Here is a 23,698-nt window from a genome sequence, read left to right as displayed (position 1 = left end):
TATCAAAAGTCAATAAGAAAACGTGGTCTAAACGAAAAAATTTCACCTTGTACGATCCGAATCACGTCACTACAATTAGTGGACAGAATTCGATGGTCCACTAGATATAGTGGCCATTAACAAATACTGAATACGCGGAGCATAAATGCAATCTACTCAAGATATTTCCACCACTCAGGCGCCTCAAGTGCCTGTTTCCGCTGGCGAAACCGCTGGCGGCGTCGCTGTTTCCGCTAGCCAAATGGCCGACTACCGCATCATCCGCCGCAACGGCGCCGTGGTCGCTTTCGAGCCATCCAAGATCGCCGTGGCAATGACCAAGGCCTTCCTGGCAGTAAACGGCGGCCAGGGTGCGGCTTCCGCCCGCATCCGCGAACTGGTGGAAGAATTGACCAAGAACGTGGTGAGCGCCCTGATGCGCCGCCAGCCAGCCGGCGGCACCTTCCATATCGAAGACGTGCAAGACCAGGTTGAACTGGCCCTGATGCGCTCCGGCGAACACGACGTGGCACGCTCCTACGTGCTGTACCGCGCCAAGCACATGGAAGAACGCCGCCTGAAGAAAGAGGCAGCCGGCGCCACCGCGACCGCTGAGCCGCAGATCAACGTCACCGAGAACGGCGTATCCCGTCCGCTGGTGATGCAGGAAGTGCGCGACCTGATCGGCGCCGCCTGCAAGGGCCTGGAAAAGCACGTCGATGCCGACGCCATCCTGGCCGAAACCGTGAAGAACCTGTACGACGGCGTGCCGGTCGAAGAACTGCACAAGTCCGCCATCCTGGCTGCCCGCGCGCTGATGGAAAAGGACCCGGCCTACTCCCAGGTGACCGCCCGCATCCTGCTGCACACCATCCGCAAGGAAGTGTTCGGCAAGGAAGTTCCGCAAGCCGGCGCCGCTGCCGCCTACATCGAATACTTCCCGCAGTACATCGCCAAGGGCATCGCCGCTGAACTGCTGAACGAAGAACTGGGCAAGTTCGACCTGGCCAAGCTGGCCAAGGCCCTGGTGGCCGACCGCGACCTGCAGTTCGGCTACATCGGCCTGCAAACCCTGTACGACCGCTACTTCCTGCACGTGCGCGATGTGCGCATCGAAATGCCGCAGGCCTTCTACATGCGCGTCGCCATGGGCCTGGCCCTGAACGAAACCGACCGCGAAGCGCGCGCCATCGAGTTCTACAACCTGCTGTCGACCTTCGACTTCATGTCGTCGACCCCGACCCTGTTCAACTCCGGCACCCAGCGTTCGCAGCTGTCCTCCTGCTACCTGACCACCGTGTCCGACGACCTGGAAGGCATCTACGACGCCATCAAGGAAAACGCACTGCTGGCCAAGTTCGCCGGCGGCCTGGGCAACGACTGGACCCCGGTGCGTGCACTGGGCGCCCACATCAAGGGCACCAACGGCAAGTCGCAAGGCGTGGTGCCGTTCCTGAAAGTGGTGAACGACACCGCCGTGGCAGTGAACCAGGGCGGCAAGCGCAAAGGCGCCGTCTGCGCCTACCTGGAAACCTGGCACATGGACATCGAGGAATTCCTCGACCTGCGCAAGAACACCGGCGACGACCGCCGCCGCACCCACGACATGAACACCGCGAACTGGATTCCGGACATGTTCATGAAGCGCGTGATGGAAAAGGGCACCTGGACCCTGTTCTCGCCATCCGACGTGCCTGACCTGCACGACAAGTTCGGCAAGGAATTCGAAGAAGCCTACCTGGGCTACGAAGCCAAGGCAGCCAACGGCGAACTGCGCCTGTTCAAGAAGATCGAAGCGCTGGACCTGTGGCGCAAGATGCTGTCCATGCTGTTCGAAACCGGCCACCCATGGATCACTTTCAAGGATCCGTGCAACATCCGTTCGCCGCAGCAGCACGTGGGCGTGGTGCACTCGTCGAACCTGTGCACAGAGATCACCCTGAACACCAATGACGACGAAATTGCCGTCTGCAACCTGGGTTCCGTCAACCTGCCGGCCCACATGAAAGAGGGCAAGATCGACCACGTCAAGCTGCAGAAGACCATCCGCACCGCGATGCGCATGCTGGACAACGTGATCGACATCAACTACTACGCAGTTGAGAAAGCACGCAACGCCAATATGCGCCACCGTCCGGTCGGCCTGGGCGTGATGGGCTTCCAGGACTGCCTGCACATGATGCGCGTGCCATACGCCTCGATGGAAGCGGTGAGCTTCGCCGATACCTCGATGGAAGCCGTGTGCTACTACGCCTACCTGGCTTCGACCGAGCTGGCGGAAGAGCGCGGCCGTTACGAGTCGTACGAAGGCTCCCTGTGGTCGCGTGGCATCCTGCCGCAAGACTCGGTGCGCCTGCTGGCGGAACAGCGCGGCGGCTACCTGGAACAGGACCTGTCGTCCGCGATGGACTGGACCCCGGTGCGTGAACGCATCGCCAAGTTCGGCATGCGCAACTCGAACTGCGTGGCGATCGCCCCGACCGCAACCATTTCGAACATCATCGGCGTGTCGGCTTGCATCGAACCGACCTTCCAGAACCTGTACGTGAAGTCCAACCTGTCCGGCGAATTCACCGAGATCAACGCCTACCTGGTGCGCGACCTGAAGGCACGCGACCTGTGGGACGAAGTGATGATCGCCGACCTGAAGTACTTCGACGGCTCGCTGAGCAAGATCGACCGCGCTCCGCAAGACCTGCGCGACATCTACGCCACCGCGTTCGAAGTGTCGCCAACCTGGCTGGTGGAAGCAGCATCGCGCCGCCAGAAGTGGATCGACCAGGCACAGTCGCTGAACATCTACATGGCAGGCGCTTCCGGCAAGAAACTGGACGAAACCTACAAGCTGGCCTGGCTGCGCGGCCTGAAGACCACCTACTACCTGCGCACCATTGCAGCGTCGCACATGGAGAAATCCACCACCCGCACCGGCGCCCTGAACGCCGTGTCCGCGAACGTGCCGGATGCCCCGGCGGCAGTGACTGCCGAGGTAACCGAAGGCGCCGCCTGCTACCTGCGTCCTGGTGACCCAGGTTTCGAGGAATGCGAAGCCTGCCAGTAATACAATAGTCATAGTTAGAACCGGTAAACCGGGGTCTGACCCGCTGGGTCAGACCCCGTCTGCACAAAGTCCTCGGCTGTAACAATACCGTCGGCGGTCGAGCAGAAGGTGTCTGACCCTATGGGTCAGACACCGGTTTACCGGTTAAAGAAGAGTAAATCTAAGAGGAAAAAAACAAATGCTATCCTGGGATGATGAAGCCGCGGCAGCACCGCGCCAAACCCCACCACTGGGCGCCACCGCCGAAGCCACCGCCGAGCAAGTCGCCCTGCGCGTCAACGCCGACGACAAGCGCGTCATCAACGGCCAGACCGACGTCAACCAGCTGGTCCCGTTCAAGTACAAATGGGCCTGGGACAAATACCTGGCCGGCTGCGCCAACCACTGGATGCCGCAGGAAGTGAACATGCAGCGCGACATCGAGCTGTGGAAGAACCCGAACGGCCTCTCCGAAGACGAGCGCCGCCTGGTCAAGCGCAACCTGGGCTTCTTCGTCACCGCCGACTCGCTGGCAGCCAACAACATCGTGCTGGGCACCTACCGCCACATCACCGCCCCTGAGTGCCGCCAGTACCTGCTGCGCCAGGCGTTCGAAGAGGCAATCCACACCCACGCCTACCAGTACATCGTCGAATCCCTCGGCCTGGACGAACAGGAAATCTTCAACGCCTACAACGAAGTAGCGTCGATCCGCGACAAGGACCAGTTCCTGATCCCGTTCATCAACGTGCTGACCGACCCGGCCTTCAAGACCGGTACCATCGAGACCGACCAGCAGCTGCTGAAGTCCCTGATCGTGTTCGCCTGCCTGATGGAAGGCCTGTTCTTCTACGTCGGCTTCACCCAGATCCTGGCGCTGGGCCGCCAGAACAAGATGACCGGCGCCGCCGAGCAATACCAGTACATCCTGCGCGACGAATCGATGCACTGCAACTTCGGCATTGACCTGATCAACACCATCAAGCTGGAAAACCCGCACCTGTGGACCCCGGCCTTCAAGGAAGGGATCAAGGGCCTGTTCCTGCAAGCCGTGGACCTGGAATACCGCTACGCGGAAGACACCATGCCACGCGGCGTGCTGGGCCTGAACGCAGCCATGTTCAAAGGCTACCTGCGCTTCATCGCCAATCGCCGCGCCACCCAGATCGGCCTGGAAACCCTGTTCGACCAGGACGAGAATCCATTCCCATGGATGTCGGAAATGATCGACCTGAAGAAAGAGCGCAACTTCTTCGAAACCCGCGTCACCGAGTACCAGACCGGCGGCGCGTTGAGCTGGGATTAAACCCTGCTACCTGGAAAGCCCGGCACTGCCGGGCTTTTTTGTATCTGAAGCCAGGAAATAAGATGTTCTCCTAAATGAGGTATGCAATGACCAACGTTGTCTCTCCGAACCAGATCGCGGCAGGCCTTACTGAACACTGGTCGCCCCGCGTAGTGGCAGAACTGGACGACTCGTTCGTCAAAGTTGCCAAGGTACTTGGCTCGCTCACCTGGCACAGCCACGATAACGAGGACGAGCTTTTTTATATTCTCAAAGGCTCTTTAACTATCGAGATGGAAGACAGAACGGTGGTGCTCCGTGAAGGGGAGGCTTTCGTCGTTCCGAAAGGCGTCAGGCACAATCCCGTCGCTGTTGAGGAGTGCCATATCATGCTGATCGAACGAAAATCGACGCTTCATACCGGTACCGAAGTTACGACAAAAACGCGGAGCCTTGCCGATCAGTTGCGTCCGGTCTGAAAGAAAGTGACAGACCGCACCTTGTCAATGTAAAAAATTCAATCGTGCCCCATTCGCTACCACCGTGACAACGGTACCGAACAGCGCGACACCATCACGACATGGCACGCAGTGCGGCAACTGAGCGCCGGCAGCGTGAGCCGCCGCAGTTGGGATTACGCCCAGGCCTGGTCCATGGGTAGCCAGAACCTCAGCGAGGCTGACCAGGGCAAGCTTGGCAACCAGTTCGCCAGTGGCCTTGATGATTACCTGGTCGATGTGCCGCATGCGGGTGACAACGACGCCGATTACCGTAGCCTGGGCACCCTGCGCATGCAACGGCATGAATACGAGTCCAAGTTCTTCCAGGGCGAGGGCAGCGACCGCAATATGTGCGTAGGCCAGTGGAATCGTGTGAGCGGCCATCCGGAGCTGGAGTCGCATTCGGAAGAGCAGCGTGAGTTTGTCATCACCGAACTGCGTGTGGAGGCCGAAAACAACCTGCCCAAAGCATTCGACGACCGCGTGCGCCGGCTGTTCGCGCTCAATCACTGGCGTACCGACAGCAATGGCATGGAGCAGGCCAGTGCCGAACGCGGCGTGCGCTACACCAATCGCTTTACTTGCATGAGGCGCGGCATTCCCATCGTGCCGCGCTACGACCCACGCATCGATCTGCCGCGCACCGAGGCGCAGAGCGTGACGGTGGTCGGCCCCGTCAACGAAGAAATCCACTGCGATGCGCTGGGCCGCGTCAAGATCCGCTTTGCCGGCTGCCGCAACGAAGACCATGAGCACGCCAACGGCGCCGGCGCGTCCGACAGCGAGCGCGATTCGGCCTGGGTGCGCGTGGCCAGCGGCTGGGCCAGCGCCCAGTATGGCGCGATCTCCCTCCCGCGCGCCGGCGACGAAGTGATCTGCGTCTTCCTCGGCGGCGACCCGGACAAGCCACTGATCATCGGCCGCGTACATGGCGGCAAGACCAACCCGCCATCATTCAGCCACCGCAGCCGACTGCCCGGCGACAAATACCTGTCCGGCATCAAGAGCAAAGAGGTCAAGGCGCAGCGCTATAACCAGTTGCGCATGGACGATACGCCCGGCCAGATCAGCGCCCAATTGGCCAGTGAACATGGACACAGCCAGTTGAACCTCGGTTATCTGACCCATCCGCGCTGCGACGGCGAAGCCGACCCGCGCGGCGAGGGCTTCGAGCTGGCCACCAACGACAGCGGCGCCATTCGTACCGCCAAGTCGCTCCTGATCTCCGCCTGGAAGCGGCTGGACGCCTGCGGCAACCAGCTAAGCAGCGACGAACACCTGGCCCTGATGCAGGACTGCCTCGACCTGTTCAAGTCCCTTGGCCAGTACGCCGCCGAACACCAGGGCCTTGCGCTGGATGCCGAGCCGCAAGCGGAACTCAAAGACCATGTGGACGCCGCCGCCGGCGGCAGCAATACCGATCGCCAGCGCGACGGCGGCAAGCCGACGCTGAGCATGACGGCGCCGGCCGGAATCGCGCTCAGTACACCGAAAACGCTGGTCAGCTACGCCGGCGTGAACGTCGACACGGTGGCCCAGCAGCATATGCAGTTCACGAGCGGCCAACGCTTCAATCTCAATGCGGGGAAGGGCATTTCGCTGTTCTCGCACATGGACGGCATCACCCAGGTGGCGCACAAGGGCAAGTTCCTGCTCCAAAGCCAACTGGATGACATGCAGATCAATTCGGCCAAGGACATCAAGGTCACCGCTGCCAAGCGCCTGATCATCATGGCCGAAGAAGAAGTGACCTTGATGGTGAGTGGTGGCGCCTATTTGACGCTGAAAGGCGGCAATGCCGAAATCGGCGGTCCGGGACCACTCACCGTGAAAACGGATGGCCACCACTGGAACGGTCCCGCAAGCGCCGCGACCGAGCTGCCCAAGTTTGAATCGGGCGATTTTGGCCGCGTGCCACGCCTGCTGCGCGCCACCGACGGCAAGCCGGTGGAAGGCATGCAGCTGCACGTCGAGCGCGTCGGCGACAGCGCGATGAAGGGCGTCAGCGATGGTGCCGGTACCGGCGAAAAGATCGTCGCCGACCGCCTGCAGCAGATCAAGGCCATTTTCTATCGTCCGCGCAAATGAAGTGCACTCCCGTATCAGCCAGGAAATCGCATCAATGACGAAGCCATTAACTTTTGACGGTCCGGTTGAGGACCCGTGTAACCTGATCGTCGGCGCCAAGAGTGGCGTCTGCCTGGTCGACCCCAAACACCTCGACGTGATCGCCCAGATGCCGCTGCCGGGCATTACCATTTTCGTGCACGGAGTGAATTCCGATGGCGAGTGGTACACGCAGACGGAAGATGGCATCTGCAAAGGCCTGAACGACCGCCTCAAACGCAATGAGGGACAGATTGTTCATGCTACGCCGGAAGGCGGCCAGCTACGGCCAGCCAAATATATGGAGGAGTTGACGCCGGATGGGTTCATTAATCCCGAGCTGAACGAAAATTCTTTTGTTGATTGTGCGGGTAGTTTCTCTCCGGTGATTCACTTCCGCTGGGGGTATAAGGCTAGCAGCGAAGAACTGCAGAAGTTTGGCGATTCCATTTACCTCAATGAAAAGAACTATTGGGGAGGTGGGCCATTTGCCAACGGGTGCACATCGCTGCCCGACCTATGGGGAAGCGGCATCGACGACACTCTGTTTCTGTGGCTGCACATCCAACACATGAACCCGACCAATGATCGACTGGTGTATTCCTGCCCACCCCGGCCTTACTACGTGCTGGCCGCGTTGCGCCTGGCGAAGCTGGTCGAATCGATCCGTAAGAAGCAGGCCGATACCCCGATTACTATCGTCTGCCATAGCCAAGGCAATATGATCGGCATTGCGGCTGCATTTCTCGGTGATCGGCTCGATCCCGTCAGTGACGCGACCGGTAAAACTGGCAACTGCGTAGCAGATACCTACGTGCTGTGCAATCCGCCTTACAGCTTATTGCAAGAGAACGCTACCCAGACCTGGGCCGAGCGCGGGATGAAAGACGAAGAGGGGCGTAGGGGGCGTACAAGTGGCGAGGCCCGCTACAAGACGCTGGCCGCCTTCTTTGACATCATACGGAAGCAGGCGGCATACGAGCAACCAGCATCTGTCGTTGATGAACTCATGAAAAACGAAGCGCATGGTTTCGATGCGCGAAGCGACCGTAACAAGTATGGCTATGGCGACAAATTGACAACGTTTGGACGCGTAACCCTGTATTTCAATCCGCACGACCAAGTAATTTCATCCTCCACCATTCAAGGCATAGGCTGGCGTGGCCTGAGCCAGCAAGAGATCAATGCCACCAGCGGCCACGGTGTGTTCAGTCAAAGGGTGTTCGCGCAAGGATTCAAAGTTGGTGAGCAGGGGCAATACGACTTTGCACAGGCGATGAAAGACCGCGGCATTAAGGAGTTCTGGCACCCGCCTTCGCCGATAGCAAAATATTCCATTTCAAAAGGCCTTGCGGCCAACACGAATATTTTTGGCAAAGTGATGACGCTTGTAAGCGCTCCGTTGGTAGTGGTAGCAACATCGCTGGCTCGTACACGCATCAATGGCAGCCCGCCAGAAAACTGGAAGACGCCACTTACCGCACCAAACCTGCCAGATTCGTTCTTGCCAGTTGCGCTGCGTTTTGGCCAGCCGTGCGCCGACTTCGATCAGAGCTACGATGCTCCGGGCGACTCGCGCGACAAGAATCGTGAACGCAACGAAGGTGACGCTTATGCTGGCGACCGGACCATTCCGCGTGGTGGCTCAGAGGGTTCGACACGCAAGGGTACCGATACGGCAGAAGGTGATCAGTCTTCCGAGGCCGGCTTGCGTTATGAGCACCATGCCATGCTACGCATGCAGGCGAAACGGGAGGGCCTCTATAAAAATGGAGATCAAGTGATGGAAGAAGACGATCCAAGTACTGCCAGTGCAGAATACAATGCTTGGCGCACCAAGAAAATCAAAGAGAGCCTGGCTGATAACATCGACACACATGCGACAGACCATTCGACGATTATGACTAACGGCATGCATGCACAAAAGGCGCTTGCCTACGACGTGGCAGTTGGCGCTTGCTATATCAAAGCAGTAGATTTTACCGAGTTACGAAAGGCTGCAGACTGGCGATTCCTTCGTGGTCTTGATGACGATAATTCTAACAAGCGATTCAAGGAATATTTTGAATTAGGGAAGTTCAAGAAATTAGCTGTTCACACTTGGGCGGAAAACGATCCTGAAGGCAGCATGCCTATTAAGATCGTTAATCAACGAGGCTTCTTTGCCAAAGTACCCAAGGGGGCACAATGAAATTTCTGTCTGAGACGCGTACGCGCCGAGTCGCCTGTGCCTTATTCGCCTTTGTTCTTGCAGTCATTGCGGCCTTCGTAATTACGAGAGGAGCCGCTGAATCCTCGCCAAATTTGCTATCTGATGGTGACCTTATGAAACGTTTCTTGGTTTTTCCCGCCTTGTTTGGAGCTGGCGTACTGGCTTTGTTAAGCCTCGGCACACATGCAGCCGCCCAGCCGGTGCCCGCAGCGGCTGAGTCGGCGGTACCAAATTTAGTAAAGCCCTTTATGGCTCAAGTCGTTGGCCTTCAATGGCTTAACCCGCTGCAGAGGCGGGATTATCCGACCGAGTGGCAATTACTTTGGACCTTAGGGCTTGTGCAGCCTAACAAGGACGATGACATGGTTAAATTAAAGCCTGAGAAATTCTCGAAGGTTCAAGCGATAGGAATTATCGCCTCGGGCAATAATGGAAGGGAGTCATTCAAGGGATATCATCACAAGTACGTTGATGCCCTTACCGAGCTCTTTCACGACATCTATTTTTCCAGTCCAACGTATTTTTACAACGCCCATTCGCTCACAGACAAGAAGACATGGCGTGAGTTGGCTGGTATCCACGTCGAGTATGCGCTGCCAGAAGGTCGCTTGAATCCGATCGAGGCCGCAACATACACGCGGGAACGCATTATTGATACGTTTGACATTGGAAACCCGAACTTTCCCAAAGCATGGAACCGCGACACGCCACCTGACGTACGCGTAACGATGGGCGGCCCCAACGCCGGTTTCACTTCGCTGGCTGCAGGTCTCGACTACCTACAAGCACATCCAAACGAAACAGTCTGGGTGATGAACTGGGATGCCCCGAGCTTTCCGCCGAAAGACGAGCAGATAAACGAAAACATGGTGCTTTTGGTTCTTGCTGGCCCAGACTACAGCACTGAGCGCGCGCCACTGGCCTGGATCGGTTACCCTGCCACGCAAAAAGTGGCGGACTTTGAAGCGCAAAAAGGCCAGCCGCCGCGCCAGATCCAAGCTTGGAAGGCAGTAGTCGAAACCGCCGCTCGGAACGTCGGCAAGCAGGATAGCGATATCGGCTACGTTATTCATGACGCCAACAATACCCATTCCGCCTCATCCGAGCGTATCGGCGCACTGGCTCAAACCCTGACGACTGAACTGGTGGATTTCGATTTCACGAAGCAGACCTTCAATACTCCTGCGCTGCTGGGCGAAATGGGCGCCGGCACGGCGCTAACCAATGTCGCACTTGGTATTGCTTACGCCAATCATATTGGCAAGAACGTGCTGGTCGCTGGTACAACCAACGCGGAACAGCCGACAGCAGTCGTTGTAAGCCCGCCTGCCAAAGTGCGGCCAATCGATCTAAACGCTCCTTGGTTCCGGGCTCGGGGTGGCGGCAGCGCATTCCTGCCTTGGTGGGGACTGCGTCACGACGCCAAGCCTGGCTCGCAAGGCTATTCGCGATGAGTAAGGCCGTCACATGCGCGGCGTGATCCGCCTGAACGACCCCACCAGCCATGGTGGCATCGTCATCAGTGCATCACCTAATTCCAAGGTCCATGGAATCGCTGTCGCCCGCAAGGGTGACAGCTGTACCTGCCCAGTGCCTGGTCATGGCGTTTGCGTGATTGTTGAAGGTGACCCCAAAGTGCTGATCGACGGTGTGCCAGTGGCATTTGACGGTCATAAAACCAGCTGTGGCGCGACCCTTATCACCACTGCCCCGAAGAGCACCCGCGGATAACGTGGGCAGTGCATTGTCGCGGCAGATTTTGTGCGCGAAGTAGTTGCGGCAGGGGAGTATCGGTGGCAGTGCAGCCAAGGTGACTATCCAGTCGTCGCCCTTTTCCCAACAGATGCTGACTATGAATCGATTCTTACTTTTGCCTGCCCTCTTTAGCACGAGTGTCATGGCATTGCTTAACCTTGGCGCGTGCAGTACGACCCGGTCTGAGCCTGCCGCCGCGATGGGGGCGCTGCAGGAAGCCAAACCATTTCAGGCACAAGTCGTTGGGCTGCAATGGCTTAACCTGCTGCAACGGCGGGATTATCCGACCGAGTGGCAATTGCTTTGGACCTTGGGGCTTGTTCAGCCTAACAACGACGATGACATGGTTAAGTCAGATCCCAAGTCATTCTCGGAGCTCCGGGCGATAGGCATTATCGCGAGCGGTAATGATGGGGTGGAAACCTTCAATGGATTTCATCACAAGTACGTTGATTCACTGACGCTAAGATTTCACAAGAATTACTTTTCAAGTTCGACATATTTTTATAATGTCCACTCCTTAAAGGACAAGAAAACGTGGCGAGAATTGGCTGGCATTCACGTCGAGTATGCATTGCCCGAGGGGCGCCTGGATCCAATCGAGGCGGCAACCTACACACGAGAGCGCATCGTTGATACGTTTGATATTGGCAATCCTAACTTCCCCGCCGCATGGAGCCGGAGTACCCCGCCAGACGTACGTGTAACGATGGGCGGTGCCAATGCTGGATTCACATCGTTGGCCGCTGGTCTCGACTATTTGCAAGCGCACCCAAACGAAACGGTCTGGGTGATGAACTGGGACGCCCCGAGCTTCCCGCCAAAAGACGCGCAGATTAACGAGAATATGGTGCTGCTGGTGCTCGCTGGTCCGAACTACAAGACGGAGCGTGCACCGCTGGCTTGGATTGGCCATCCGGCCGCCACGAACGTGGTGGACTTCGAAGGCCAGGAAGGACAGCCGTCTCGCGAAGTCCAGGCTTGGAGGGCGACTATGGAAGCCGCGGCACGTAACGTTGGCAAGCTAAATGGCGACATTGGCTACGTCATTCATGATGCCAACAAGACTCACTCTGCTTCTTCTGAACGCATCAGCGCCTTGGCTCAAACACTCACCACTGAGTTGGTGGACTTCGATTTCAAGAAGCAGGCCTTCAATACTTCGGCCCTATTGGGCGAGATGGGGGCTGGCACGGCGCTGACCAACGTTGCACTTGGCATCGCCTACGCCAATCACCTGGGCAAGCACGTGCTGGTGGCAGGCACCACCGACGCCGAACAGCCAACGGCAGTCGTGGTGAGCCCACCCGCCAAGGTACGCCCGATCGATCCGAACGCGCCGTGGTTCCGAGCCCGCGGCGGGGGCAACGCATTCCTGCCTTGGTGGGGATTGCGCCACGATGCAGGACCGGAGCCGCAAGGCTATTCCGACTGAGGTGGGCAGGATGCGTAGGGAACAGTCAGCCGCGCACGGCTGAAATCATGTTTCTTTGGCTTTTGTATAATTGCGCTTCTACTAATATTGCAATGTTACAACATGGAAGAAGCCACTACCCCGGAACAACCAAAGCGCACCAGGAAACTGGGCCGCATCGCCATCTACATCTTTGCCGCAGTCGGGCTACTGTTCTCGGTGTTGATCGCCGTGATGGCGCTGCAATCCAAGCCGCAGGCGCCGCGCACCTTCGACGCGAACGAGGCCATCGACGGCGTCATGACGCGCAACTATGGCAAGTACTCGGAATCCCAGCAAGGCTGGCTGTATGTCGATGAAACGAGTCACGTCACTTACCTCGTGACCGTGGTGCAGCAAAAGAAGGTGGACGGCAAGGAGGGTGATGAGCTCTACCTGGTCACCAGCGGCCGTGCCATCGCAAACAAGGACGAGGACGATTCATTCTACGGCGTGTTCCAACTGCGCTACCGCGACGGCCAGCTGTATGAATACAGCGATCCGCGCCGCCCGAGCGATGTCGATCCGGTGACTCCGGAGCGCGTGCATTTCGAGGCCTTGAGTGCTGATGTATGGGGATGGGTGGTGAAGACCAGCTCCTATGAATCTGGCGTGGGCGAACATTTCACCACTACCAGGAACGTGGTCCTGGCGCCGCGCAACGAACAGATCGCGGTGCTGACCGAGTTCACTGCGGCATTCCAGGTCCTGGGCGGAGGCGATTGCAAGGAAACCGAAAGCCAGTACGCTGACTGGGAAAAAGCCAAGGCCGAAAAAAAGGCTGCTCCGGCCGAAGGTGAAACCGCGCAGGAAGCCTCGAGCGAGGAGGCGGAGGAGGAGTTCGAGATCGTTCCGCCGCGTTGCACCCAGCTGCAATGGTCTTATCGCACCGACCCGGTCAGCGATTCGACCTTTACCCCGCTGTACATCACACGCAAGGCGGGCATGCAGGGCGGTGCCCAGGTCCCGGCGAAAACCTGGAAGGTGATGTTCGATCCGAAGAGCTATACCTACCTGCTGCCGGAAGAGTTGAAGAACGTCGGCATGTGATGCTGCACAGGCCCTAGCGGAACTGGGCCAGGATGCGCGCGAGCGTGCCGTCCCTGGCTGCGGCAGCGATCGCACGGTTGGCTTCTCCCAGGCTGAGATGGCCCTTGCGCGAGACCGCGCAGCGGGTCGTGAAGCTCGCTGCGGTCAGGGGCGGGTGCAGGTTCAGTGGAAAGGCCCGCAGGCGCTGCCGGTATTCGAGGACAGCGCGCGCGATCAGCACATGGTGCACCCGGCCGCGCGCCAGCTTCTCGAGATTGGTCTCCATATTGGGCGAATCGTCCCGTACAAAGCCGGCGCCCAGGACCTTTTCGATTTCAGGATGCTGGTAGCCTAGGATGGTGCCGATGGCCTGTCCGCGCAGGTCGGCGATGGAATGCGGTTGCGGTTGGCGGGCGTCAGTAACCAGCACTTCCTCTGCCGTGAACACCGGCTCCGTCCATAGATAGTCCCCTTCGATCCATTCCGGCGTATAGCCGCACAGGATGTCGGCCTCGCCCTGCTGCAAGGCCCTGGCAATGCGCTTGCGCGGCAGCAGCAGGAAGCGCAGCTCGCGCCCTGTGCCGCGCGCCAGCGCCTCTCCCAGCATCTTGTGGACGCCGTCCGCCAGGCGCCCATTCTCAATGCGCGACATGGGCATGTCGGCCGCACGGTCGACCAGCACGACCAGTTCGCCGCCCCATGCATGTGGCGCGCACAGCAAGCAGACGAGGGCGAGCAGGTAAAACGTTTTCATACGCAGCGGTCGCAAGGACACTGATTGAGTTGTACTGCATTGTGTGCAATGCTTACTTCCTCCCCGCACTAAAGGCTGGGGTTTCCTGCTTCCAGCGTCGCACGTCCGCGGCGGAGAATGTTTAACGCAGCATCACGATCTCGTTCATGTATCACACCGCGTTCGCTGCATTCCCATTCTCTTATTCCAAGGCCTGCGATACCTTTCGGTCCCACCTTGGCGCTCGATCGTGGATCGGGGTTCCGCAATTCGAGCAGGTCTGGGTGGTAAAGCGTTCGTCCACTTTCACGTACCGGGGCATGGCGACATCCTTCAAGCCGAGGTCAATACCAACACCGTGGTCGAGCGGAAGACCTGGGGGGCTGCAAACTCGATCACAATATTGAGGAACTAATTGCCCCAGCTATCTTACGCAAAATAGCTGCCATCCTTGATTTTTCCCTTCGGGAAGCGGACGCGAGCAGAACACACGGAGCGTACTGATTGCAAAACGAAACGTGTTCCCTTCTCGATGCAGGTCGCTGTAACTCCAGCTCTTTGCTGCTGCCGGCGGTCAGCTTATTCAAATCGAAGCCAAGCTTGCCGCATCAGCAGCTGATTCTTCGACTTCACGCGGAAACGGAAGACATGCGTTGGCCAGGGGCTTGTGTGGTGCCAGCACCTGGCCGAGACGCTCAATGAGCTGATCGACCCGTGCATCGAATCGCCGGCACCAGGCATTGGGCCTGGCACGGGCTTTTGTTAGCGAATTTGGTGGACCAAATCGGCGTATGGGTTGCCGGCGCTTAAGGCAACCTCACGACCCCACCAATGTTGACGTCTGCAATTGAGCAAGCGGACCCCAAGCCCTTGAGTTGTTCCTGCAATGCCTTTGTCAGTTTCTCCTGCTGCATGGATGGCTGATCCATTTCGCCCCACCAGTCAGCATAGGGAATGAATCTTTCGCAACCACTGGCTGCAATGATTTCCGCGACACCTTTGGGCCCCAAGGTCACGCATTCTGAGCGAAGTTGCGAAAAATTGGCCATATCCTCGTTGCTCAAGCATGCCCAGTAACTGCCTGAGCCCGAACAATAGTGCGGAGTATGGGCAGTGAACCTTCCCAGATTGCAGGCAATGTGCCGGATTTTTCCGAACTTGGCCGCTATCGCCTCCGCCACATGAACCATCTTGTGTTCCACTTCATTGCCCGTATCAACGACCACCCAGGTCTTGTCGGTTGGGGTTGTGATCAAGTACGTATTGCCAATGTTGCGCAGTTCAGGATTGCGCACATATCCTGTCGAGCGTGGCTGCTCACCATAAAAGGGCAAAGCCGTGATTTTGATATCCCCGACGTTCAGCGGATTACTCCACCAATCGGCCTCAATGATGTTAATGAACCCCATCGCTTTGAGCGGTTCAACAAACGATGAAGTCAGAATGTTGGTGCGTCGGACTGTCGGGACGACAATCGGAATATCCCGTGGGAAGAAGGCCAGGGACGAGGGCTCAAAATGATCGCCGTGCGAATGCGAGATCAGAATTGCAGAGCACGTGCGCGAGGCGATCAACAGGCGCAAATCGCCGGTGCCAACGCCATAGCCGACGGTATGCAGCACTGGATCAATGAGCACCGATTGCCCTTGATGGACATAGAGCAGTGATGCGTGCTGCAGCCTGTATATGCCGTCCTGACTGAATGCCGCGGCAATCGTGTCGGCTTCGTCTGCCGCCTCACTGAAGCAACCTATCTCGTCGAGCCGCTTTATCAACTCATCCGATGGCGGGTCGTCAGTCTGGTCACCAGCTATCCATAATAGCGTGTCAGCCACCATCTTCACGCCTTCAGGGGTTCGCATTTTCATCAAATACTGTTCGGCAAACGAGTCTTCCCGCCTTTCATCTACCGAAACGATAAAGGTGTCCAATGGATAGCGCGGAGGGAACAGCAGGCTGTCACGCGGGGCAAACGATGCTGCGGGGGCAGCGGCGTCATATTCAAAAAAACGCTCGAAGTTCGGCAACTCTGCAGCGGCCAAAATTGCCTCGGATAATCCACCCTTTTCGTTAATAAGGTTTGCCATCGCCTGTACGACAACGCCCAGCTTTGAACTCACGTCCCCCTGTTCTTCATTAATAAGGCGAAAGGCGGTGTGTGGGGATAGATTTTTTCTTGCGTAATTCATTTAATTCCTTGTGTGAGCATTTTCCCTGTTTCAGCCGGGAGTGTCGCGGCAAACTCAAAATGTTATCAGGAAATTATAAAATTGAACACTGTCGGATGTCTTGCTGCAACACTAGATTGCTATTTGCAAGTTAATATTGATGGTGTTGACAAATTAAAAAAACGCGCTATCATGCTCAGCCTCAATAAGCCGCATCGCTTTCGTATGTTGTATGCCGAAAAAAGATACGGTTTAGCCAAGGCAAAGCAGGGCAACCCAGGCGCATTTCCATTGATTCAAAAAGGTTACCTGTGCAATTCCCTGCAAACTTGCAAATTCACATTGAAAAACTGCATGCCCAAGGCACTCCCTTTACCCAAATCGTCATGAATTTGGTGGTAACCGGGGGATATGCGGCGCATTTCGCGCAGCGCATTGTGGAAACCGTGCTCGATCATGGCGCCAACGACTTTCAGGCAGTCAGCGATGAAAGATTACATGGGCAGGCCCTGCCCGCCATAGACACCGGCAAGGGTGATCTGTTTGTCGAACTGCCAGATCGCCGGGTACGTATCGCAATGGAACAATTTGCGCCGCGTCTGGTATTGCTCGATGATTTCCTGTCTGAAGAGGAGTGCGACGCCCTGTGCGAGCTCGCCCATGACTCGCTTGAGGCGGCAATGGTGCTGCATGCTAATCACGAGCACGGCATCCAATTTGATGATTACCGCAAGTCGGACACATGCAGGCTGGATGCGGCGCGACAGCCACTGCCAATGGCAATAGAGAGGCGTATCGAAGCGCTGACAGGGTGGCCGCAGGCTTGGGGCGAGCCGCTGGAGATCCAACGCTATGGCGCGCACGGCAGCTTCAAGCCTCACTATGATTATTTCTTGGAAGGTAACGAATATTTTGAAAATTCGGTCCAGAATGGCGGGCAGCGCCTGGCGACCCTGATCGTTTACTTAAAACAGCCGGAGCGCGGTGGCGCCACATTTATGGCTAACTTGGGCGTGCGCGTGATGCCAAGAAAGGGCAGCGCGCTCTTCTTTTCTTATCCAACGCCAACCGTGCAATGCGGCACCCTGCATGCGGGCGACCCGGTGCAAAGCGGTGAAAAATGGATAATGACAAAATGGTTTCGCCAGTACGCTCATGAGTAATTGCCAGCCACGGGTGACAAAATAGGTTTGCCCCCAAAATATTGAAAGCGACATGGCGGCGCCTTATGTACGCCTATTGCGCATCGTGCAATGGGTGTGGCGCCATCCGCATATATTTTCGCCTGGAATTATTTAGTCTTTTGCTGCGATAAAATCATTCTCCCTGTATTTACTTTTTTTAAAATGATAATTATTATTCCTATCCCAGATTTATTTGGGGTAGGTTGCGATTATATCGGAGTGCCTGATAATTGACGGTGTAGACCGTGCGTTATGGCACTCTTATATCGCGGAGTATTAATTTATCATTTTTAAAATAATGGAAAAAATTGAGTTGAATAAGCGTACCTTGCGTACGTTAACCCTGAGTGAGCTGGAGCTTGTTGGAGGCGCAAGCGAAGACGGTGACGAGGATCCAGATGGTTCCAAACAAAAGCCAAAGCCAGACACCTTGCCAACGAATTGCCCGTGCCCGACTGAACTGTGCCCGGTGCCGTCCGACAGATGCCCTCCGGGCACCTCGAGGAACGTTCGTTGCTGTCCAAACACTGGTGACTAAAAAACGCTGAAAGATTGCCGGCTCCAGAACGCTTGGGCCGGCAATTTTCCATCTGGATGAGCCAGCTCCGCACCCTATTCTTTTCCTGTTGAAGTGACCAACATGTTTGCCGCGCACGATCAAACTGAACGCCAGAACCTGACGCAATTGATGGGCAACCCTAATTATCCATACTTGTCCGGTGGGCTGGCCGGCGGGCTGCTCATGCAAACCGAGCGCTACGCGGTCCACCCGACAGCCGAGCGGCGCGCGAGGCTGGAGCAGCTACTGCAAGCGCTAATCAATGCAATTCAAAAACACCCATTGGAGGTCAACCTGTGGTCCGGCCTGGTAGGCATCCTGTATGCGTTCGAATTCGTCCGCGCCAGCGCACCGGAAATACTACCAGCCGCAGTAGCAGATTTTGTTGACGAAATGGATGCCCAGCTCGGCGATTACATCAGGAGCCGGGCCACCACCTTACATTTCGATCTCATTTCTGGCGTCGCAGGTATTGGTGCATATGCACTGATGCGCACTAACCTTGAAGCTGCCCGTAACCTTTATGCAATCGTCGAGGCGAGCCTGGTGGCGATGTCTACAAGGACTACCGCAGGCCGTACCTGGCACACTCAACCCATACACCTAGGCCCGCTGGCCCCCGCGTCCGCGCGCGAGAATGGCCATACCGACCTGGGCATCGCTCACGGCTTGCCCGGCGTAGTGCTGCTGCTGGCAGGTGCTCACTATCACGGCCTGGGCACCAGCGCGACTCCTGGCTTGCTGCAGGAGGCAGTTGCTGCGCTGCTGGAGTATCAGTCGGACCCAGTGAAAGGCAGTCGCTACAGTTATTACACGAGCCAGAAGTTGTCGCAAGCCAGCCGTTTGGGCTGGTGCTATGGCGACCTGAGTGCAGGATTTGCATTGCACGGCGCCGCGACGGCCCTCGTGCAACCGGCCCTGGCCTCGCAAGCCCACGAAATTGTCCTGTCGCGCCTTGCGCAACCTGAGGCATCGTTCGGCTTCAGTGACAACACACTCTGCCACGGACATGGGGGAGCCCTACATATGGTACACAAACTGAATGCCGCCGCGCCGGCTCCGCGCTACGCCGAGTTCCTTCGCACGCGTCTGGACTTGCTAGGTGATGGCCGGGATCACTATGCCCTGCAGCCAGGCCTGCTTGAAGGCAGCTGCGGCGTATTGCTGGCAATGGAAGATCGACATTCGCGCGGGCGCCACCATTGGGATGTTTGCCTGACATTCGGTTTCTGATTAACGCTGGCCATATGCCCTGTACCGCAAACTTTGACACTCATGACCACTGATCTCCGCTTCACCCATCGCGATTTCTTTATTTTGCGCGCGCCATTTCTGCCTGCCAAAGTCTGGCTGGAATATCGGCACAATACTGCAGTTGGCGCTGCCGATCCAGCCGAGCTTCTTTGGACCAAGCGCATGGGCGCGGCGCGTGAACTGTTCGCTCGCGCCCCGGTAAGTGAAGCGATCTACTTGGCAAGCGGCGAGCTGCACCATCGGCTTCAGTCATCCGATTGGGATAGCGCGCGAGCGGACAGCCGCAAGCTTCTCCTGACGTTCGAGCGCTACCTGAACCGCATGTGCCTGCGGTCGACCCCTTTTGGGATGTTTTCCACCGTAGCCATCGGTCGCATCACTAGTGATGGCTATCATGGCCCCGCTCAGTTGGAAGGCGATGGCAGCGGCGTACGGCGCGCCCGCGTCGATGCCGGCTTTCTACAAATTCTTTGCGACCAGATGGTGATCCGGCACCGCGAACAACTTCCCTACCTCGCAAATCGCTCGGCATATGTCAGCGGCGAGTTCCTGAAATATACGGATTGGTCCAGCACCTCCACCGGCGGACGGAATTACCAACTGGCCCAGGTTGATCGGCACCCGGTAGTGGAAGCAATTTTGGCACTTTGCGACGCAGCCCCATTGCTGCCGCAACAGGTGTGCGAACGCGTCGCCGGCAAATTCCCGCAGGTGCCGAACGCAGTCCTTGAGGTCCTGATTGGCGACCTCATCGAAGCCCGGCTATTACTGCCAGCATTAACAATCGACCTGCTGGCCCCGGATCCTGCCCGTGCACTGGCAGCTGCACTGTTGGCTTCTCCTGCAAGCGCCGCTGGCCGAGCCTTGTTGCGGGCGGCGGACGAATTGGACGTTCTGACCGACGTCCAGGCCTTCCCCATGGCTCAATACCAGCGCATAGGAGCAGAATTGGCCGCACTTTGCGAACCAGCGCCGAAAGCACCGCAAGTAAGAGTCGATTGTTTCCGTCCGGATGCAGCGTTCAGTCTGTCCAGGCAGTATTGCGACGAGCTGCTGGCGGATTTAGGTCTGCTGATTTCTCGCTTCTGCGAAGAGGAAGCGTCCTTCAACAACTTGGCCCAGGCATTTTCGCACCGCTACGGCGAGAGCGTCGTGCCACTGACTGAACTGCTGGACGATGAAGAATTGTTTGGGGCCGGGAGCGATCCCTACAATTGCGACTTGCTACGAAAATTTGGCCTCACGAAGGGGAGTGGCCATAACGGCAATGCGCAAGACACTCTGCGTGAATTTGACAAGTTCTTGGTCGGGAAGTTGCTGGCCGCTCCCGTTGGCAGCAATACTGTATTGCGCATTACGCCGGAAGAAGTGCGGACATTCAAACGCCGCGGCAGGAAGTTCCCGGATAGCCTGTTTGCGATCATGACCGTGCTGCCCCCAACAGCCGAGGGTACGCGTACCTGGCTGCAGGGTATTTCCAATTCCAGCCTGGGGGCTTGGACCGGCCGCTTCGCTTATGGCGATCCGGCAATCGGCAATGCTCTGCGCGATATGGCAAGGACAACGGAGCAAAACGATCCCGAAGTCCTGCATGCGGAAATTTGTTACATGCCATATGGCAAACTCAACAATGTGATGTCTCGGGCCGACATCTGGCCCTACCGCATCAATCTGGTTGAAGGGGATCTGCGCGGTAGCGACAACGAAATTCCGTTGAACGACCTGCTTGTGACCGTGGTCGGCGGCGAGGTGCAGCTGTACTCGCGTCGGCACGGCAAACGGGTGATTCCGCATATGTCGTCCGCTCATAACAGCGAGCATTTTGGCAATGTCAAGGCCTACTCTCTCCTGCGTAGCCTTGAGTTGCATCCAGCGTATTTCGCGCATTTTGGATGGAGCAATTTCTTCAGGAGCTATCCTTATCTTCCACGTCTGGAATATGCCAATATTATCCTTGCGCCGGCCCGTTGGTTGATCCAAACCGGGGATTTCGTACCTGACAAGGCACTGTCCGAGCAGGAGAACAGGCGGGCGTTTGCAACTTACCTTGCACAACGCGGTCTCCCGGCACTGACCGAACTAAAAGAGTTCGACAACACGTTGCTGCTGGACCGCACCGATGAGTTGGATATGGAACAGCTCTATCGCATATACCGGAAGAGCCGCCGGCTCGTGCTGCGCGAAGTCGTTTCGCAGGCAGCGCCCGCGAACGGTGCGCCGCTGCTGACAAGGCACGAGGTGCTGCTGCCCTTTGGACCGGATGCCGTCCCAGCGGCAGTGTCACATGGTAAGGTACGAAAGCTGGATCAATGCGATCTGCCCCTCGTGGCCATGCACGAAGTTCTGTATGCCAAAATATATCTTGCTCCCACCGAGGTCGACGCGCTGCTGCTGGACGTGATCGAACCCTTGGTGCGCCGTCTGCGCGGCGCCGGACTGGCCAGCGACTGGTTCTTTATCCGCTACGCCGATCCGAACCATCACTTGCGGCTTCGATTCCTGAGCCCCGAGTTAGGACCGCTTGTGCGCGAAGTTACCAAAGTTCTCGATTCGCTGCATGAAAAGCAGCGCATTCGCCATTACCATTTCGCCCAGTATGAGCGCGAGTTGATCCGTTATGGCGGTGCACAACTGATGGGACTGAGCGAGCAACTGTTCTGCGCCGACAGCGATATTGCCATCGCTTTGCTGGGCATCGCCGGACAAGGAGAAGAAGAGCGCTGTCATGCTGCCGTCTGGTCCTGCAACACCCTGTTGGCCGACCTGGGCTACTCTATCGAGGCTCGTCACCGCATCGTAGCCACAATGGCAAACAAATACCGCGCCGAGTTCAGCGTGAGCTCCTATCAGCGCGATTTGCTGGGAAAAAATTTCCGCACGCATGCCAGCCAATTGAACTGCATCCTCGACGATACCGCCGACGCCAAGGGATGGGACGCGAATTATCGTTTGGCTGCCGCCAGCGGACTGGAACGACGTCGCGCGTTGTTGAGCACGGTGCAGCCGTTGGCAGATGAGATCGTGCAGAGCCATCTGCATATGTGCTGTATACGTTTGTTCAGCCAGCATCCGCGCTCGTATGAAGTCATCGCCTACGATGCACTGGAACGCATTTATCGCACGGCATTGGGCCGGCAACGCGCCAACACAAGGAAAGTCGCCGCATGAGTGAGCTTTTCAGGCGGGAAGCCTATGCCGCCCGCCGCCCAAAATGGCTTGGCGAAATTATCGTAATTCAACCGCCCTCGGCACGTCTCGTGTCCGCCTTGGTTGCCTGCGTGCTGGTGGGGCTGGTCTTGCTGCTCTCGCTGGGCACGTATACGCGCCGGACAACGGTGTCCGGCAAACTTGTCCCGGTTGGCGGTCTTATCCAGGTGGCGGCCAACCAGGCCGGCGTTGTGCTTGAGCGCCGCTTTGCCGAAGGAGATACCCTGCGGGCCGGGCAGATCATGTATGTCATCTCCAGCGAACGTCAAAATGGTGCACTGGCCCCTACACGCCAGACCGCTGCACACGAACTGCAGTCGCGGTCAGATTCGCTCCAGCACGAACTGAGTCTCAAGGCCGAGTATTTGCAGGATCAGGAGCGTCGCACGGTACTGCACTTGCGTACCCTGCGAGAGGAACTGGCAAAGCTGGATGAGCAACTTGCCAGCCAAAGCAAGCTGTTGACGCTGGAGCAGGGGAGCCACCAACGATTCCAGGACCTGCATGAGCGCGGCTATGTCTCCGACGAATCTTTCAAGCAAAAGCAGTCTGAACTGCTTGAGCACAGGAATCGCCTGGCTGCACTGCAACGCGAGCGTTTGGAAGTCGAGCGAAATATCAACGAACGACAAGATGACTTGGCCACAGCACGGCTGCGCCATGCCAGTGACGCGGAAGCGTTGCGCCGCCAGCTATCGTCGAACAAGCAGGAACTCAGTGAAAATGAATTGCAGCTCACCGAACTCATAGTCGCACCACGCGACGGCGTCGCCACGGCGATCCTGGCGGATACAGGCCAGGCCGTGGGGGCAGGCAGTACACTTGCAAGCTTGCTGCCGCAAGCTTCCCGGATGCAGGCGCGCTTGTACGCCCCTAGCAATGCCATCGGTTTCGTCCGTCCCAATGCGCGCGTGCTCCTGCGCTATGACGCCTATCCCTATCAGCACTTTGGTCAAGCTGGCGGCAACGTTGTTTCAGTCACTCAGGCCCCGGCCGTCGTCGGCACTGCGGTGAGCGCGGCAAACGGCGGCATTGGCACGCCTCAGTATGAAATCATCGTTGAACTGGACCAGCAGGATATTCAGGTCGCAGGCCAGATGCGCAAGCTTCCGGCCGGGATGAACTTGCAGGCCGACGTGTTGTCAGAAACGCGTAGTCTCTACCAATGGATGTTCATGCCATTCCGCGAGCTCAATGCACTGGTCGGCGCCACTAAGCCTTAAGCAGCTTCATC

15 protein-coding genes and 1 pseudogene are annotated in these 23,698 nt (G+C 57.5%); 13 read left to right on the top strand and 3 right to left on the bottom strand.

From position 1 onward, the window contains the following. Positions 1 to 145: 145 nt before the first annotated feature. The 9 genes from ACN9M3_RS27785 (at position 146) to ACN9M3_RS27745 (ending at position 13,380) form a co-directional block, all read left to right on the top strand. Positions 146 to 3,040: a ribonucleoside-diphosphate reductase subunit alpha gene (locus ACN9M3_RS27785; protein ID WP_426319275.1), complete on the top strand. Its 2,895-nt coding sequence runs from the start codon at positions 146 to 148 to the stop codon at positions 3,038 to 3,040. A gap of 178 nt (positions 3,041 to 3,218) precedes the next feature. Then, positions 3,219 to 4,325 (top strand): ribonucleotide-diphosphate reductase subunit beta, encoded by a 1,107-nt coding sequence (locus tag ACN9M3_RS27780; protein WP_426319274.1) that lies wholly within the window; start codon positions 3,219 to 3,221, stop codon positions 4,323 to 4,325. An 86-nt stretch (positions 4,326 to 4,411) separates the two neighbouring features. After that, entirely contained in the window at positions 4,412 to 4,783 is a 372-nt protein-coding gene (locus ACN9M3_RS27775) for a cupin domain-containing protein (protein ID WP_426164912.1), read from the top strand. Positions 4,784 to 4,819: 36 nt separating this feature from the next. Then, positions 4,820 to 6,892 (top strand): DUF2345 domain-containing protein, encoded by a 2,073-nt coding sequence (locus ACN9M3_RS27770; protein ID WP_426323870.1) that lies wholly within the window; start codon positions 4,820 to 4,822, stop codon positions 6,890 to 6,892. A 34-nt stretch (positions 6,893 to 6,926) separates the two neighbouring features. After that, positions 6,927 to 9,101, top strand: coding sequence for a T6SS effector phospholipase Tle3 domain-containing protein (locus ACN9M3_RS27765; RefSeq protein ID WP_426164908.1), 2,175 nt, complete (start codon positions 6,927 to 6,929; stop codon positions 9,099 to 9,101). Continuing rightward, entirely contained in the window at positions 9,098 to 10,576 is a 1,479-nt protein-coding gene (locus tag ACN9M3_RS27760; RefSeq protein ID WP_426319273.1) for a virulence factor, read from the top strand. The genes ACN9M3_RS27765 and ACN9M3_RS27760 overlap by 4 nt, the downstream gene beginning before the upstream one ends. Before the next feature lie 13 nt (positions 10,577 to 10,589). After that, the gene (locus tag ACN9M3_RS27755) at positions 10,590 to 10,853 is read left to right on the top strand and encodes a PAAR domain-containing protein (protein ID WP_426319272.1); all 264 of its coding nucleotides are present in this window, start codon (positions 10,590 to 10,592) and stop codon (positions 10,851 to 10,853) included. 166 nt (positions 10,854 to 11,019) lie between these two features. Beyond that, entirely contained in the window at positions 11,020 to 12,312 is a 1,293-nt protein-coding gene (locus tag ACN9M3_RS27750) for a hypothetical protein (protein ID WP_426164902.1), read from the top strand. Positions 12,313 to 12,414: 102 nt separating this feature from the next. Beyond that, the gene (locus ACN9M3_RS27745) at positions 12,415 to 13,380 is read left to right on the top strand and encodes a hypothetical protein (protein WP_426319271.1); all 966 of its coding nucleotides are present in this window, start codon (positions 12,415 to 12,417) and stop codon (positions 13,378 to 13,380) included. 13 nt (positions 13,381 to 13,393) lie between these two features. Here ACN9M3_RS27745 and ACN9M3_RS27740 read toward each other — a convergent pair whose 3' ends face one another. The 3 genes and pseudogenes from ACN9M3_RS27740 to ACN9M3_RS27730 form a co-directional block, all read right to left on the bottom strand. Next, positions 13,394 to 14,113: a substrate-binding periplasmic protein gene (locus ACN9M3_RS27740; RefSeq protein ID WP_426164898.1), complete on the bottom strand. Its 720-nt coding sequence runs from the start codon at positions 14,111 to 14,113 to the stop codon at positions 13,394 to 13,396. A 68-nt stretch (positions 14,114 to 14,181) separates the two neighbouring features. Further along, positions 14,182 to 14,633 (bottom strand): annotated as a pseudogene (locus ACN9M3_RS27735) (zinc ribbon domain-containing protein); the annotation flags it as partial. A 265-nt stretch (positions 14,634 to 14,898) separates the two neighbouring features. Next, on the bottom strand, positions 14,899 to 16,281 hold the full coding sequence (locus tag ACN9M3_RS27730; RefSeq protein ID WP_426164896.1) for an MBL fold metallo-hydrolase: 1,383 nt from the start codon (positions 16,279 to 16,281) through the stop codon (positions 14,899 to 14,901). Positions 16,282 to 16,571: 290 nt separating this feature from the next. Here ACN9M3_RS27730 and ACN9M3_RS27725 point away from each other — a divergent pair, with 290 nt between their 5' ends. From ACN9M3_RS27725 to ACN9M3_RS27710, 4 genes are all read left to right on the top strand, one after another. After that, positions 16,572 to 17,423 (top strand): 2OG-Fe(II) oxygenase, encoded by an 852-nt coding sequence (locus tag ACN9M3_RS27725; protein WP_426164894.1) that lies wholly within the window; start codon positions 16,572 to 16,574, stop codon positions 17,421 to 17,423. A 661-nt stretch (positions 17,424 to 18,084) separates the two neighbouring features. Next, positions 18,085 to 19,236, top strand: coding sequence for a lanthionine synthetase LanC family protein (locus ACN9M3_RS27720; RefSeq protein ID WP_426164892.1), 1,152 nt, complete (start codon positions 18,085 to 18,087; stop codon positions 19,234 to 19,236). Between the two features lie 42 nt (positions 19,237 to 19,278). After that, a complete protein-coding gene (locus ACN9M3_RS27715) occupies positions 19,279 to 22,425 on the top strand; it encodes a lantibiotic dehydratase (protein WP_426164890.1) in 3,147 nt (1,048 codons plus the stop codon). Further along, the gene (locus tag ACN9M3_RS27710; protein WP_426164888.1) at positions 22,422 to 23,687 is read left to right on the top strand and encodes an HlyD family secretion protein; all 1,266 of its coding nucleotides are present in this window, start codon (positions 22,422 to 22,424) and stop codon (positions 23,685 to 23,687) included. Before ACN9M3_RS27715 ends, ACN9M3_RS27710 begins: the two co-directional genes overlap by 4 nt. Positions 23,688 to 23,698 lie beyond the last annotated feature (11 nt).

It is taken from the genome of Pseudoduganella sp. R-43, assembly GCF_049913255.1.
Taxonomy (GTDB): Bacteria; Pseudomonadota; Gammaproteobacteria; order Burkholderiales; family Burkholderiaceae_D; genus Rugamonas.
This window is presented reverse-complemented; position numbering and strand designations above follow the sequence as displayed.